Source organism: Isoptericola haloaureus (genome assembly GCF_036689775.1).
Classification (GTDB): Bacteria; Actinomycetota; Actinomycetes; order Actinomycetales; family Cellulomonadaceae; genus Isoptericola; species Isoptericola haloaureus.
The window spans coordinates 42,804-57,927 of record NZ_JBAGLP010000116.1 but is presented as its reverse complement, the minus strand read 5'-3'; the positions used below and the strand labels follow the sequence as shown (position 1 = coordinate 57,927).

Here is a 15,124-nt window from a genome sequence, read left to right as displayed (position 1 = left end):
CCGTGATCGCGAGCCTGCAGTTCTACGTCTTCGTCATCCTGGCGGTCGTCATCTTCGTCATCGAGGTCTTCGCCCTCGTCGACGCGGTGCGACGGCCCGCTCACGCGTACACCGCCGAGGGCAAGCTGTCCAAGCCGATCTGGCTGATCATCCTGGGTGTCGCCACGGCGCTCGGTTTCCTGGCGCTGCCCACGTCCGGCGGCGCGATCAGCTCCCTGGGGTTCCTCAGCATCGTCGCGGTGGTCGCCGCCATCGTCTACCTCGTCGACGTCCGGCCGCGGCTGAAGCCGTACGGCACCGGCCGCGGCTCCGGCCGGTCGCAGGGGTCGAACGGGTGGTGAACGTCGCGCGCGGAGCCGTCCCCCTGGCGGAGGTCGTGCGCGGCGACCTCGTGGAGTCGGTGCACCTGGGCCACCTCGTCGTGCTGGACCCGGACGGTGCGGTCGTCCTCGCGGCCGGTGACCCCGACGTCGAGATCTGGCCGCGGTCGTCGCTGAAGCCGGTCCAGGCGCTGGCGATGCTGCGCGCCGGGCTGGAGCTCCCGCCCGAGCAGCTCGCGCTCGCGGCCGCCAGCCACGACGGGACCCCCCGGCACGTCGAGGTGGCCCGCCAGGTCCTGGCCGGGGCCGGCCTGACCGAGGAGTCGCTGGAGAACACGCCGGACCTGCCGCTGGACCCTGCCACGGCAGCGACGTGGCAGGCCGCCGGGCACGGTCCGGACCGGCTCACGCAGAACTGCTCCGGCAAGCACGCCGCGATGGTGGCGACCTGCCGCGTCGCCGGCTGGCCCGTCGCGGGGTACCTGGCGGCCGACCACCCGCTGCAGCAGCAGGTGCAGGCCGCCGTCGTCGAGCTGGCCGGCCCCGGCGCGGCCCGGCACCGGACCGTGGACGGGTGCGGGGCGCCGTTGTTCTCCACCACGCTCGTGGGTCTGGCGCGGTCGTTCGGCCGTCTGGCCGCTGCGCCGGTCGGCAGCCCCGCGCAGCGGGTGGCCGCCGCGATGTCGGCCCACCCCGGGCTGGTCGCCGGGGAGCGGCGCGACGCCACCCTCGCGATGCGCGCGGTGCCGGGGCTCGTCGCCAAGGACGGGGCCGACGGCGTGTACGCCGCCGGGCTGCCGGGTGGCGCCGCGCTGGCGTTCAAGATCCTCGACGGGGCCTCGCGGCCCCGTCCCGCCGTGCTGTCCGCGGCCCTGCGGGTCGCCGGTGCGCTCGACGTGCCGGGCGCCGACGAGGCGGCGCTGGACGCGCTGGGCGCCACGCCCGTGCTCGGCGGTGGTGCACCGGTCGGCGAGGTCCGCGCCACCGTGGCCGTCCCGGCGGAGGCGGCCTCGTGAGGGCCGTGGTCCAGCGGGCGACACGGGCGAGCGTCACCGTCGACGGCGAGGTCGTCGGGGCGATCGACCGGCCGGGCCTGGTCGCGCTCGTGGGCGTGACCCACGAGGACGGGGCGGGCGACGCGGCGACGATCGCCCGCAAGATCGCCGACCTGCGGATCCTGCGCGGCGAGCGCTCCGCGGCGGACGAGGGAGCGCCGGTGCTGGTGGTCAGCCAGTTCACGTTGTACGGCGACGCGCGCAAGGGGAGGCGGCCGACCTGGCAGGCGGCCGCACCCGGCCCCGTCGCGGAGCCGCTCGTCGACGCCGTCGTGGCGCACCTGCGCGAGCGGGGGCTGGAGGTCGCCACCGGCGCCTTCGGCGCCGACATGGCGGTCGAGCTCGTCAACGACGGCCCGGTGACCCTCCTGCTGGAGACCTGAGCGCCGGCGTCACCCGGCCCGGCGCCGGCGGACGACGACGATGGCGGCACCGCCGGCGACGAGGCCGAGGGCCAGGACGATCAACCCGGTGAGCTGCGGCCCGGTCACGGGCAGGATCGGCGTGTCGCCGTCGGGCGGAGGTGCTGCCTCGGCGGGGGGCTCGCTCGCGGGGGGCTCGGTGGTCGGCGGCTCCCCGGGCGGCGGGTCGGTGGAGCAGCTCGGCGTCGACGGCGGGTAGGCGACCGTCGTGGTGACCGTCGGGTTCACCTCGAACGTCACCTGCACGCTGGGTCGGACCCAGTCGAACTCGTCGCCGACCACCCACTCCCCGTCGACCAGGCGCCAGCCGGGCCAGTCGACGGCGTTGCCGGAGCCGTCCACGACGGCTCCCGGCCACAGCACGCGCCCGGACAGCGGGAGCTCGCTCTGCACGACGTCCTCCCCGCCGGGGTTCACCCAGACGATCCGCACGTCCGAGGGCGGCGGCTCGACCCCTTCGGTGGTGACCTCGTACACGAGGTACGGCACGTCGCCGTCGCAGATCGGGCTCAGCACCTCGACCGTCAACGACGGCTCCGGCGGCGGCCCGTACCCGTCGTCGCTCGGTCCGGGGCTCGGGCTGACGTCGTCCTCGACGTCGGCGATCACGCGGACGTCGTCGTCGACGTCGGCGGTGGCGATAGCCGCGCCGGGCAGCAGGAGGGCGACGCCGAACGCTGCCGTCCCCAGCACTCGTCCCACAGGTCGTCGAGCTCTCATCGGACTCGCCTCCTCGTCGCGCGTCCCGGACCACTCGTCATCACGCTAGGCACATGTGCCGTCGCACGGTGAAGCAGCACGGGGTGAAACCTCACGACGGCACGAACTTCACCCGCAGACCGGGACCTCGGCGACGTGCAGCCCGGGCGTCCCGACGGTCGGAGTGGTCCAGAGCTCCCGCGTGCCCGGTGCCGGCGCTCCGCCGCCCCGGGCGACGGCGGCCGGGGCGCGCGTGGTCATGGTCACCTCCGTCGACTCCCCGGGTGCCAGCCTGACGTTGACCGCGACGCGTGGCCGTCCCTGCACGACCAGCGACGAGCCGCCGACCACGTCGTCGTCGCGCGTCAGCTCCGGCACGTCCCCGTCGCGCGCGCCGTACGCCGTGAGGTTGAGCGACATCGTCCCGCGGTCCGGGGCGCCGACCGGCCCGGCGACGTAGAACGGCAGGTCGCGGGCGCGCTCCTCGTCCAGGGTGTTGGCCAACCGCAGGGTCACGGTGTCCGTCCGCCCCTCGTCGGTGCAGACCGACCCGGTGTGCTCGACCGTCGTCTCGAGGTGGGACGAGAGCTTGCCCAGGACGGTGTCGTCGAGGAACATCCCGGTCGCGTCCGCGGCACGGTCGGCGCTGAACCCGCCGGACAGGAGAGTGCCGTCGATCAGGGCCTGCTCGTCCTCGCGGGCCGACCACACGAGCAGCCGGTGCGACTGCGCGGCGTGCTGCAGCGCGGGCAGGGCGTCCACGGGCGAGACGTCGGTGGTGGACAGCCGGGCGAAGACGGTGCTGGCGACGATCGCGAAGAAGTCGTCCGCCCCCTCGCCGTCGAGCGCGTCGTAGGCGCGGCGCAGGAGGAGGTCGACGACGGTCTCGGCGGTGATCTCGACCCTCTCGGTGCCGATGGCGTCGGCGATGTCCGCCGGGACCTCGACGGTGACGGGGCCGGTGACCTCCAGCAGCCGGGACAGCGCGACGGGGTCCGTGGCGAGCACGCCGTCGACGGGGCCGTGGTCCTGCTCCCACATCGCCGCGGCGATGCGGGCGGACGTGGGGAAGTCCGGGGTGAGCGTGACGTCCTGCACGAACCGGCCCACGCGGGTCGTGTACGCGGCCTCGACCTCGGGGTCGAGGGGCACCACGGGTTCGGCGAACGGTCCCACGTCCCCGCTCGAGGCCTGGCGGACGACGTCGACGCGGCCGCCGTCGGCCTCCAGCAGCGTCAGGGAGCCGACGATGCCGCCCCCGGCGCGCAGCTCGGCGTTGTTCAGGCCCAGCAGCAGGTAGCGGCGGGGCTCGTCCGCGCCGAGCATCGGGGGGAGCAGGGCGGCGGCCCGTTCGGCGCCGCCGAGCAGCTCGTCCAGCCGGGCCAGCTGGTCCTCGAGCAGGGTCACGGGCCCCACGAACTGGGACTGGAGCGCGGTGGTGTCGATGCCGGCGAGCTCGGCGTGGGCGTCGGCGATCACCGCGCGGGCGGTGCCGACGTCCTCGGCGGAGGCGGCGAGCGGCTGCAGGTCGATGCTGCCGTCGTCGTCGCGGCCGGTGCGGGCGACGGCGTCCCCGGCCGTCGCGAGCGCGGGCAGCGCCACCTCGGCGACCTGGTCCAGGACCGCGGAGACGGTCGTGGCGGCGTCCACGGACGCGCCGACGACCGGGAGGAGGGCGGCGACCCGCCACAGCGGGCCGTCGGTCGCCTCGCGGGCGGTGCCGGTCTGCTCCTGGAGCTCGGCGAGTGCGGGCGTGTCGGTCAGGGAGCCGCCGTCGTCGTCGGCGACGTCGGTGAGGCCGGCGCGCAGGGACTGCTCGACCTCCGGGACGATGAGCGCGGCCTCCTCCAGCGCGTCCCGGGCCGTGAGGGCGTCGCGCGCCAGCAGTGCGGTGCACGCGACGACGACGGCGACGAGCGCGGCGATGCCGAGCAGCACCCAGCGCACGGGGCGGCGCCGGCGGGGCGCCGGCGGTGTCGCGCGCGACGTCTCGGCGTCGGTCGGGCGAGCCATGCAGAAACAGTACGTCGGCCCGCCACACCCCGGGCGGGCAGGGGCGGGTGAATCGGGCGCGATATCATCCGGAGACCTGACAAACTCGTGACCTGCATCGATCCTGCGGTTCACCGGGAGGTTGACGATGACGTCCCTGGGACCGGCCGATCCTGCCGTGGGAGGCAGCGACCGTGCGCGCGCCGTCGTCGCGCCGTCGGTCGTGTCGCGGCTCGAGCGGGCGGCGCCGGGCGACCCCCGCGTCGTCGACCAGCTCGCCGCCGTGCTGCGACCGGTGCATCTCGACGGCGGTGCGCTGCTGCCCGATCCGCTGCCCGCGGTGCCCGCCGTGCAGTCCCGCGTGCCGGTCGCCGTCCTCGCGCCGGAGGAGCGGCGCGTGATGGTCTGCGCCGCGCTGGCGGTGACCGAGCGTGCCGAGGTCGTCCTGCAGGCCGCGGCGGCGGACGCGGCCGTCCTCGCCCGACCGGTGGTGCGCGAGCTGCTCGCCGTGCGCGACGGGCGTGCGACCCTGCGCGACGTCGGGGTGCGTGCCGCGCTGCATGCCGGCACCGCGCTCTCCGAGCGGTCCGGTCTGCACGCCGCGCTCGCCCGCTCGGCGCGGCGGGTCGGGGACGCGGCGAGCGCGCTCTGGCACACGGCGGCGAGCACCCTGTCCGGCGACGAGCTGCTCGCGGACGGCCTGCTGGAGCTGGCGGACCTGCTGCTGTCCCGCGGGGACGCGGAGTCGGCGCACCTCGTCGCCCGGGAGGCGATCAGTCATGCCACCGGCGTCCGGCGGGCCCGCGCCTTCCTGCTGTCCGGCCGGAGCGCCCTGTGGAGCGGGCACCTCGACGACGCCGAGCGGTGGCTCCGGCGGGCGGCGGGGTGCAAGGTGCCCGAAGTGGCCGGTGCGGCGGACGCGCTGCTGGCGCCGACCCTGGGGCTCCGTCGGGGGTCCCCCGACGGGTCGACCGCCGCGCACGCTCCGGGCGGCGCCGGTGCGGTCCTGTCCCGCCTGGTCGTGCCGGTGGGGGCCCTGGCGGCGACGCCGTCCGACCGGGCCGCGCTGGCGTCGGCGGTCGACGCCCTGCACCTGCTGGACGGCGACCCCGCGGCCGCCGACGCCGCGCTGGCCCGGGCCGTCGTCGGGGCCGTGCCGACGGTCCGCCGACCCGGCCCCTGGCCGGTGGTCGCCGGCGCGCTCACGCCGCTGGCCGAGGCGCACCTGCGCGTGGTCCAGGCCCTGGTGCTCGTGTGCACGGGCGAACGCGGTGTCGCGGCCGAGGTGCTCTCGGACGCGGTCGCGCGGCTGCCGGTGTCGCACGTGGTGGGCGGCCTCGTGGCCGACCTGACCGCCCACCTGGGTGCCGAGCCGGGCGCCCGCGGAGGTGCGCCGGCTGCGGCGTGGCAGCGCTGGGGGCCCGAGCGGTCCGTCGCGGCGGGGGCGGTCACGGCCCTGCTGCCGGGCGTGGTCCCGCTGTCGGGGTCGGCGCTCGCGCTGGCTGCGACACCGGCGCCCCGCGCCGACGAGAGCGGTCAGGAGGGCCCGGCCGGGCTGCCGGCGGCCTGGTCGTCGGCGCTCACCCCGCGTGAGCTCCAGGTCGTCGCCGCCGTGGCCCGGGGCCGCAGCAACCGGCAGGTGTCGGACGAGCTCTCCGTCTCCGTGCGGACGGTCGAGGTCCACCTGGGGCGGGTGTTCCGCAAGCTCGGCGTCTCCTCGCGGTCCGAGCTGCTGGTCCGCGCGCTGCGCCCCGCGGACTGACGTCGCGGTACGGGTTCACCCGTACGGCGTGGTCGCGGTCCCTCCGGCCAAGTGTGTGGAGATCCCTGATCCCCAGAAAAGCAGGTTCCCTTACTTTTCTGGGGAGCGGCGTTCACCGACGAACGGCCGGGCGGGTCTGCCGGCCGGTGCCGGCGGTGGCGTCCCCGACGACAGGAGCAGGAGATCCCATGCGAGCACCTCACCCGGCGCGGCGCCGACTCGGCGCCGCGACCGCCGCGGTCGCCCTGGCGGCGACGACCCTCGTGGCGGCCGCGACCGCCCAGACGGCGAGCGCCGCCGTCGAGTGCGCGACCCCCTGGGCGGCCGAGGCCGTCTACACCGGCGGCGACGTCGCCTCGTTCGACGGCCAGAACTGGACCGCCGGCTGGTGGACCCAGGGCGAGGAGCCCGGGTCCGCCGCGTGGGGGCCCTGGACCAGCGACGGCTCCTGCGGCACGACGGATCCGGACCCCGAGCCGACGCCGGAACCGACGCCGGAGCCGACGCCGGAGCCCACCGAGGAGCCCAGCCCCGAGCCGACCCCGGAACCGACGGCGGACCCCGGCGAACCGCTGTCGACGAACCCGGACGACGTCTGCCGTCCCGACGGCATGAAGCCGACGGCGGGCGTGGAGACGCCGTACTGCGACGTCTACGACGCCGACGGACGTGAGATCCTGCCGAACGGGCTCGACCGCCGCGTCATCGGCTACTTCACGAGCTGGCGCACCGGCGCGAACGACCAGCCCAGCTACTTCGCGAGCGACATCCCCTGGGACAAGATCTCGCACGTCAACTACGCGTTCGCCCACGTCGGGCCGGACAACAAGGTGTCGGTCAACGAGGACGTGCCGGGCAACCCGGCCACGGACGCCACCTGGCCCGACCAGGAGATGGACCCGGCCCTGCCGTACACCGGGCACTTCAACCAGCTCGCCCAGTACAAGACCGCCAACCCGGGCGTCAAGGTGATCCCCGCCGTCGGCGGCTGGGCGGAGACCGGCGGCTACTTCGACGGTGACGGCAACCGGGTCGCCTCGGGCGGCTTCTACACGATGACCGAGACGCAGGAGGGCATCGACACCTTCGCCGACTCCGTCGTCGACTTCGTCCGGGAGTACGGGTTCGACGGCATCGACATCGACTACGAGTACCCGACCTCGAACAACCAGGCCGGCAACCCCGACGACTTCGCGTTCTCCGACGCGCGCCGCGGCGAGCTGTTCGCCGGCTACGTCGACCTGATGCGCACGCTGCGCGAGAAGCTCGACGTCGCCGGCGCCGAGGACGGCGAGTACTACCTGCTCACGACCGCCTCGCCGTCCTCCGGCTGGCTGCTGCGCGGCATGGAGGCCCACCAGGTCGTCCAGTACCTCGACTACGTCAACCTGATGTCCTACGACCTGCACGGGGCGTGGAACGAGTACGTGGGCGGCAACTCCCCGCTGTTCGACGGCGGGGACGACCCCGAGCTGGCCGCCGGTGGCGTCTACACCGCCTACGACGGCATCGGCTACCTCAACGGCGACTGGGCCGCGCACTACTTCCGCGGCGCGATGCAGTCCGGCCGCATCAACCTGGGCGTGGGCTTCTACACCCGCGGGTTCCAGGACGTGCAGGGCGGCACCCACGGCGACGGCGGCACGGCCCCGGCACCGGCGGGCTTCGACTGCCCGGCGGGCACCAACGGCTCGTGCGGGTACGGCGCCGACGGCATCGACAACCTGTGGCACGACCTCGACCCCGAGACGGGTGAGCCGATCCCGGCCGGGGTGAACCCGATCTGGCACGCGCTCAATCTCGCCGACGGCGTCGTCGGCGACTACGCCTCGTCCTTCGGCGTGCCGACCACGATCGAGGGCACCTACACCCGCCACGTCGACGAGGTCACCAAGAACGAGTGGTGGTGGAACGAGACCACCCGGACCTACCTGTCGGGCGACACCACCTGGGCGATCGGCCAGAAGGCCGACTACGTCGTCGACTCCGGCCTCGGCGGCATGATGATCTGGGAGCTCGCCGGCGACTACGGCTACGACGAGGCCGCCGGGCAGTACGGGATCGGCTCCACCCTGGTCGACCTGATGCACACGAAGCTCTCGGGGACCACGCCGTACGGGGCGACCAAGGCGAACGCCGACCGGCCGATGCCGGACCGGGCGCTCGACGTGAGCATCGACTACACCGAGTTCGCCCTGGGGGACAACAACTACCCGATCGCCCCGAAGGTCGTGCTCACCAACCACGGAGCCACGGACATCCCCGCCGGCGCCACGATCTCGTTCCAGTACGGCACCAGCGACCTCGGCGAGATGAGCGACTGGTCCGGGTTCGGCACGACCACCACGCGGCAGGGCCACACCGGCGACAACGTCGGCGGGCTGACCGGGGACTTCCACGACGCGGAGTTCACGGTGCCGACCGGCGGCATCCCCGCCGGTGGGTCGATCACCAACAACCTGACGTGGACGCTGCCGATCGCGCAGTTCTCCAACGTGCTCGTCACGGTCGACGGCGTCGACTACGCGACCACCTACGACCAGCCGCGCGGCGCGACCGTCGTCGACCTGCCCGCCGGCTCCGACGGGTCCGGGGGCGACGGCGGCGGTCCGGCGGACGGCACCGCCTGCGAGGCACCGGCCTGGCAGACCGGCGGCACCTACACCGGCGGCGACGCCGTCACCCACGCGGGCCACGCCTGGACCGCGACGTGGTGGACCCAGGCTGAGCCCACGGCGAGCGCCGACGCCTGGGCCGACGAGGGCACCTGCTGACCGTGCACGACGCACCGACCATCCACAGGAAGGACAGCACCATGACCGGATCACGACCAGGGGCGCGCCGGGTCGCGGCCGCCCTGACCGGACTCGCCGTCGCGCTGACGGGGGCCGTCGGCGCCGTCGCCGCCACGAGCGCGACGGCCGCCGAGACCTCCTCCGGCGACAGCGCCATCAACGGGTACCGCAACGTCGGGTACTTCACGCAGTGGGGCGTCTACGGACGCGACTTCCACGTCAAGGACCTCGACACCTCCGGCGTCGCGGCGGACCTGACCCACATCAACTACGCCTTCGGCAACATCCACCACGAGACCCTCGAGTGCTTCGAGGCGAACAAGGCCCAGGGCACCGGCCCGAACGGGTCCGACGGCGCCGGCGACGCCTACGCCGACTACGGCAAGAGCTACTCCGCCGCCGAGAGCGTCTCCGGCGAGGCCGACGCCTGGGACCAGCCGTTGGCCGGGTCGTTCAACCAGCTCAAGCAGCTCAAGGAGAAGCACCCCCAGCTCAAGGTGATGATCTCGCTGGGCGGGTGGACCTGGTCGAAGAACTTCTCGAGGGCCGCCGCCACGGCGGAGTCCCGGCAGAAGTTCGTGGCCTCCTGCCTCGACCTGTACATCGAGGGCAACCTGCCCGTCATCGACGGGCGCGGCGGTCCCGGGGCCGCGGCCGGGGTGTTCGACGGCATCGACATCGACTGGGAGTGGCCCGGCTCGTTCAACGGGCTGGAGGGCAACCACGTCGACGTCGAGAACGACGCGGAGAACTTCCGGCTGCTGCTGGCCGAGTTCCGCGCCCAGCTCGACGCCCTCGGCGCCGAGACCGGCGAGGACTACCTGCTCTCGGCGTTCCTCCCGGCGAACCCGGCCGACATCGCCGCCGGCGGGTGGAACGACCCGCGGAACTTCGACTCCCTCGACTTCGGCAACGTCCAGGGCTACGACCTGCACGGCGCCTGGGACCCGGCGCTGACCGGGCACCAGGGCAACCTGTACGACGACCCCGCCGACCCGCGCGAGCCCAGCCGGCAGTTCTCCGTGCACCAGGCGGTGCAGGAGTACGTCGGGGCCGGGATCGACCCCGCCCAGCTCGGCCTCGGCCTGGCGATGTACGGCCGCGGCTGGCAGGGCGCCACGGCCGCGGACGCCTGGGGCCCGGCCTCCGGCGCGGCCCCCGGCACGTGGGAGGACGGCAACGAGGACTACGACGTCCTCAAGACGCTCGGGACCGAGTACTACGACGCCGAGATCGGCGCCGCCTGGCGCTACGACGGCAACCAGTGGTGGTCGCTCGACACCCCGCAGAGCGTGACCCAGAAGGTCGGCTACGTGCGGGACCAGGGTCTCGGCGGCGGCATGTGGTGGGACCTGTCCGGTGACGAGGAGGGCGAGCTCGTCGACGCCCTGGCCGCGGGCCTGTACACGGGTGCGGCCGGTCCGGTGGACGTGCCGGACCAGCCGGAGCCCACTCCCGAGCCGACCACCTCGCCCAGCCCGGAGCCGACGACGTCCCCGAGCCCCGAGCCGACGCCGGAGCCCGGCGAGTGCGCGGCCACGGCGTGGGACGCCGGCGCGGTCTACGTCGGCGGCGACGTCGTCGCCCACGGCGGCAGCGAGTGGGAGGCGAAGTGGTGGACCCAGGGGGCCGAGCCCGGCACCGCGGACGTGTGGGTCGAGCGCGGAGCCTGCGACGGCGGTGAGCCCGGCCCGGAGCCGACGACGACGCCCGCGCCCGGTGACTGCACCGCCGCGGCCTGGGACACCGGCGCCGTCTACGTCGGCGGGGACGTCGTGAGCCACGACGGCGCCGAGTGGACCGCGAAGTGGTGGACCACCGGCTCCGAGCCCGGCACCGCCCAGGTGTGGGACGGCCCGGCGACCTGCTGACGCCCGACCCGCACGACGCCGGCCCCCGACCTGACCAGGTCGGGGGCCGGCGTCGTGCAAGGCTGGTCCTGCCGACGACACACACCGGGTAGGACCGGCACGCGGACGCTACCCGCGCCGCCGGCCCGCGACCGACGACGACCGCAGGAGGCCCCGTGAGCGCCGACGAGGCGACCGAGCACGACGCCGCATGGTTCGACGCGCTGTTCGCCGCGCACGCCGGCGCCGTGCACCGGTATCTCGTGCGCCGGCTGCCGGCCGGTGACGGCCACCGCGACGAGGCCGAGGACCTCGCGGCCGAGGTGCTGGCCACGGCCTGGCGGCGCCGCGACGACGTCCCGGCCGGCGCCGAGCTGCCCTGGCTCTACCGCACCGCCGGGTACGTGCTGGCCAACCACCGCCGCAAGCACCGGGCGACGCCGGTCGCGGCGGTGCCGGAGGAGCCGGACGACGTCGACCCCGCGGCGCTCGCGGTCACCGACGACGCCGTGCGGGACGTGCTCGGCCGTCTGAGCCCGCGCGACCGCCGCATCCTGCTGCTCGTCGCGTGGGACGGGCTGGGCGGGGACGCGCTCGCCGAGGTGCTCGGCGTCTCGCGCGGCGGCGCGGACGCCGCCCTGTCGCGCGCTCGGGCCCGGCTGCGCTCGGCCTGGCAGGAGGCCGAGGCGAGCGCCGCCTCGGCGGACGACGTCGAGCAAGGGAACCGGTCGTGACGACACAGACCGGGTGTCCGAGCAGAGACCGGGGCGCACCCGCCCACCGGCTGCGTCACCGAACCGTCAGGAGGTCGTGATGGACGAGCGAGACGAGGCCTTCGACCGGCTGCGGGGGGCCGACCCGGCCGCCGACGTCGAGACGCGCCACGGCGTGCTGCGCGCCAAGACCGACGCGCTGCGGGACGGGCCCGAGCAGCCCTCCGAGGGGGCGTCCGGCCCAGGGGCGTCCGCCGGGCGGGACGAGCTCGCCGCCCGGCGCGACCGCCGGCGGTCCGGCTGGCTGGTCGCCGCCGGCGTCGCCGGGGCGGTGGTGCTCGGCGGCGGGGGGTACGCGCTGGGCTCCGCCGACGGCTCCGGGGCGCCCGTCGCCGAGGACGGCGGCGCGCTGCCGCCGATCACGTTGGACGGCGGGTCCGGTGCGTCGGCCGGCGCCGACGGTGCGGTGACCGAGGAGCGCGCGTCCGGGAGCGGGCCCGCACCCGAGGCAGCCGTCGGCACCTCCGTCATGCCGGCCCCCGGGTTCGGCGGGCGCGCCACCTTCAGCCACGACGGGCTGTCCACCGAGGCGGGCACCGCCACGGCGTACGCCTACGACGCCGCCGACGTCGCGACCGAGTCCGGCGCGGTGGAGCTGGCGGCGGCCCTGGGCGTGGACGGCACGCCGCGCTGGGAGTACGGCTCGTGGGGGGTCGGCCCGCGCGACGGCAGCGGTCCGAGCCTGTGGCTCGCCGCCGACGGTGTCGCCTCCTTCAGCTACCAGGACCCCTCCCTGGACCCGTGGCGGTGCGAGGAGGTCGAGATCCTGCCCGAGGAGTCCACGTCCTCGGGCGTGGCCGAGGACGGCCCGGCGATCGAACCGGCCCCCTGCGAGCCCGCCGGGGGCGGGGACGTCTCCGCCGACGAGGCCGTCGACCGGCTGCGCGGGCTCATGGAGCAGGTCGGGGTCGACCCGGCAGGCTTCGAGATCGAGGCCACGCAGGCCCAGGGCGCGGCCCGCCGTGCCCTGGCGTCCCAGGTCGTCGAGGGGCAGCGCACCGGTGCCACGTGGAGCGCCACGGTCACCGCCGACGGCGTCGCCTGGGCCGACGGGTTCCTGGCCGGGACCGTCTCGCTGGGCTCCTACCCCGTGGTGAGCCCGGCCGAGGCCGTCGACCGCCTCGGCGACCCCCGGTTCGGCCAGCAGCTCTGGCCGATCGCGTACGCCGACGACACCGTCTCCGGGCTCGAACCGAGCACCGACCGTCTGCCCGCCCCCGACGTCGTCGAGCCGGGGGACGGCGTCGAGCCGGGCAGCGAGCCGACCGTGCCGCCCGCCCCGCCGGCGTCGGGCAGCGACCTGCCCTGGCCCGTGCGCTACGTGACGATCACCGACGCCCGACTGGGCCTGGCCCAGGAGTACACGGTCGACCAGGGCGTCCTGCTGCTGCCCGCCTACGAGCTCACCGACGCCGACGGCAGCACCTGGTCGGTGGTGGCGGTCGCCGACGAGGCCCTGGCGATGACCTCTCCCTGAGCCGGTTCGCGGGGTACTGTCGGCGGTGACCTGACGTACCCGCGAAGGAGGCTCCATGCCCACTCGTACCGCACGCACCGCGTGGAACGGCTCACTGACCGACGGCTCGGGGACGGTCGAGCTCGTCAGCTCGGGCACCGGGACGTTCGACGTCTCGTTCCCGCGGCGCGCCGCCGAGTCCGCCGACGGCGTGACGAGCCCCGAGGAGCTCATCGCCGCCGCGCACTCGTCCTGCTACTCGATGGCGCTGGCGGCCGAGGTCGGCGCGCTCGGCGGCACGGCCGAGCAGGTGGAGGTCACCGCCGAGGTGTCCCTGGGTGACGACCCCAACGGCGGCCACCGCATCACCTCCAGCGTCCTCACCGTGAAGGGCTTCGCGGCCGGGCTCGACGAGGCCGCGTTCCGCCAGGCGGCCGAGGCCGCGAAGATCGGCTGCCCCGTCTCCAAGGCGCTGGGCACCGTCGACGAGATCGTCCTGCAGCTCGACTACGAGCACTGAGCCGCCGAGACCGTCCGTCGAGCGCCCGTCCCGCACCGTCGGGGCGGGCGCTCGCCGCGTCCGGCCGCCGCGCCGGGCCGACGCTCAGCGCTGCAGCGGCGGCGTGTCGGCGCTCGCGCGCTCGAGCACCCCGTGCAGCACCTCCAGCAGCACCTCGCCCTGCGAGCGGGTGGGCCGCCAGCGCAGCACCTCGCGGGCCCGGGAGGCGTCCATGACGATGTTCGCGGCCGCCATGTCCAGCCAGCCCGCGTCGATCGGCACCACGTGGGCGCGCGAGGCGAGGTCCAGGCCGGTGCGCAGCAGGCCGACCGGGAGCTCGACGAGCTGGCCCGCGGCGAGCAGGTCGGCCAGGTCCTGGCCGGTCAGGCCGCCGTCGGGAGCCAGGTTGAAGGCACCGCCGTGCCGGCCGACGACGGCGGCGCGCACGGCCGCGGCGGTGTCGTCCGGGTGCAGCACCTGCAGCCGCAGGCCGGCCGGGAACGGCATCAGCGGGAACAGCGGCGGCTCGGCGGGCTCGGGCAGCCCCCGCCACCCCCGCACGGCCCCGCCGACCGCCTGGCCCAGCGGGCCCACCGCGACCTTGAGCCCGATCTGTCCCAGGGGTCCCAGGAAGTAGCGGCCGATCTCGGCCCCGGCCTCGCGCTGCAGCATGATCGCCGCGCGCAGCCGGGTCACCGTCAGCCAGGGCGCCGCCTCCTCGACGGCGTCCAGGTGGTGCTCCACCTCGGCCTTCTGCAGGGCGTAGGACGAGCCGGGCACGCCGTCGCGGGGCCAGTCCTCGTCGACGTCGGACCCGTCGGCCGGGCCGGGGGAGTACACCCCGGAGGCGGACATGAACAGCAGGTGCGGGACCCGGTTGCGCACCACCGCGTCGGTCACGGCGCGGGTGCCGCCGACGTTGATGCGGTGCAGGGTCTCGGGGTCGCGGGCGGGCTGGATGGCCCAGACGAGGTGGATCACGGCGTCGGCACCGGCCAGGGCCTCGTCGAGCCGGTCGGCGACGGTCTCGGTGTCGGCCAGGTCGACGCGCACCCACTGCGCGGCGTCGTGGGGCGGGCCGACCGTGCTGGACCCGTCGGTGCGCGGCACGCGGCGGGCGACCCCGACGAGCGAGGTCACCACCGGTTCGGCGACGAGGGCGCGCAGGATCGAGGTCCCGACGTTTCCAGTGGCTCCGATGACGACGACGCGCATGCACCGACGCTATCGGCGTGCGGGTCCCGGCGCGCGGGGACGCCGACGACGCCGGGGGACGGACGGTGCGCCACACGACGCCGTCACGGTGGCACAATCGCCACGTGTCCGCCCAGACGACGACTCCAGCGCCCGGCCCGAACGGTTCGACCTCGTCGGCTCGCTCCGCCGCGTCCGGGGACGCCGCGGCGCAGGCCCGGCGGGAGGCCGAGCGCGAGGCGCAGCGACAGGCCGAGCGCGAGGCGCAGGAGGCCGCCGCCGAGGCGCGCGAGGCCGTCGCGACGGC

At 75.5% G+C, this 15,124-nt stretch carries 12 protein-coding genes; 9 read left to right on the top strand and 3 right to left on the bottom strand.

The features are described 5' to 3' along the window. Positions 1–2: 2 nt before the first annotated feature. Genes V5O49_RS05700 through dtd form a run of 3 tightly spaced genes read left to right on the top strand, consistent with a single transcriptional unit; the run spans position 3 to position 1,758 of the window. Positions 3–341, top strand: coding sequence for a DUF2516 family protein (locus V5O49_RS05700; protein ID WP_278235455.1), 339 nt, complete (start codon positions 3–5; stop codon positions 339–341). Further along, on the top strand, positions 335–1,336 hold the full coding sequence (locus tag V5O49_RS05695) for an asparaginase (protein ID WP_332901386.1): 1,002 nt from the start codon (positions 335–337) through the stop codon (positions 1,334–1,336). Before V5O49_RS05700 ends, V5O49_RS05695 begins: the two co-directional genes overlap by 7 nt. Beyond that, entirely contained in the window at positions 1,333–1,758 is a 426-nt protein-coding gene (gene dtd, locus V5O49_RS05690; RefSeq protein ID WP_332901385.1) for a D-aminoacyl-tRNA deacylase, read from the top strand. Before V5O49_RS05695 ends, dtd begins: the two co-directional genes overlap by 4 nt. Before the next feature lie 9 nt (positions 1,759–1,767). On the opposite strand, the gene V5O49_RS05685 is transcribed toward dtd, so the two are convergent. After that, the gene (locus V5O49_RS05685; RefSeq protein ID WP_332901384.1) at positions 1,768–2,517 is read right to left on the bottom strand and encodes an LPXTG cell wall anchor domain-containing protein; all 750 of its coding nucleotides are present in this window, start codon (positions 2,515–2,517) and stop codon (positions 1,768–1,770) included. A gap of 108 nt (positions 2,518–2,625) precedes the next feature. Further along, entirely contained in the window at positions 2,626–4,509 is a 1,884-nt protein-coding gene (locus V5O49_RS05680) for a DUF4012 domain-containing protein (protein WP_332901383.1), read from the bottom strand. 127 nt (positions 4,510–4,636) lie between these two features. On the opposite strand from V5O49_RS05680, the gene V5O49_RS05675 reads away from it, so the two are divergent. The 6 genes from V5O49_RS05675 to V5O49_RS05650 all read left to right on the top strand — a co-directional run bounded on the left by V5O49_RS05675 (position 4,637) and on the right by V5O49_RS05650 (position 13,644). Next, positions 4,637–6,250: a helix-turn-helix transcriptional regulator gene (locus V5O49_RS05675; RefSeq protein WP_332901382.1), complete on the top strand. Its 1,614-nt coding sequence runs from the start codon at positions 4,637–4,639 to the stop codon at positions 6,248–6,250. Between the two features lie 188 nt (positions 6,251–6,438). Beyond that, positions 6,439–9,024, top strand: coding sequence for a glycosyl hydrolase family 18 protein (locus V5O49_RS05670; RefSeq protein WP_332901381.1), 2,586 nt, complete (start codon positions 6,439–6,441; stop codon positions 9,022–9,024). Between the two features lie 41 nt (positions 9,025–9,065). After that, a complete protein-coding gene (locus tag V5O49_RS05665; protein ID WP_332901380.1) occupies positions 9,066–10,916 on the top strand; it encodes a glycosyl hydrolase family 18 protein in 1,851 nt (616 codons plus the stop codon). A gap of 155 nt (positions 10,917–11,071) precedes the next feature. Then, on the top strand, positions 11,072–11,629 hold the full coding sequence (locus V5O49_RS05660; protein ID WP_332901379.1) for an RNA polymerase sigma factor: 558 nt from the start codon (positions 11,072–11,074) through the stop codon (positions 11,627–11,629). 79 nt (positions 11,630–11,708) lie between these two features. Then, a complete protein-coding gene (locus V5O49_RS05655) occupies positions 11,709–13,145 on the top strand; it encodes a hypothetical protein (RefSeq protein WP_332901378.1) in 1,437 nt (478 codons plus the stop codon). Between the two features lie 55 nt (positions 13,146–13,200). Then, positions 13,201–13,644, top strand: coding sequence for an OsmC family peroxiredoxin (locus V5O49_RS05650; RefSeq protein ID WP_278235445.1), 444 nt, complete (start codon positions 13,201–13,203; stop codon positions 13,642–13,644). Positions 13,645–13,728: 84 nt separating this feature from the next. Here the strand turns inward: V5O49_RS05650 and V5O49_RS05645 are convergent, their stop codons facing one another. After that, complete coding sequence (locus V5O49_RS05645; RefSeq protein ID WP_332901377.1) at positions 13,729–14,838, bottom strand: NAD-dependent epimerase/dehydratase family protein; 1,110 nt, start codon at positions 14,836–14,838, stop codon at positions 13,729–13,731. Positions 14,839–15,124: the final 286 nt, after the last annotated feature.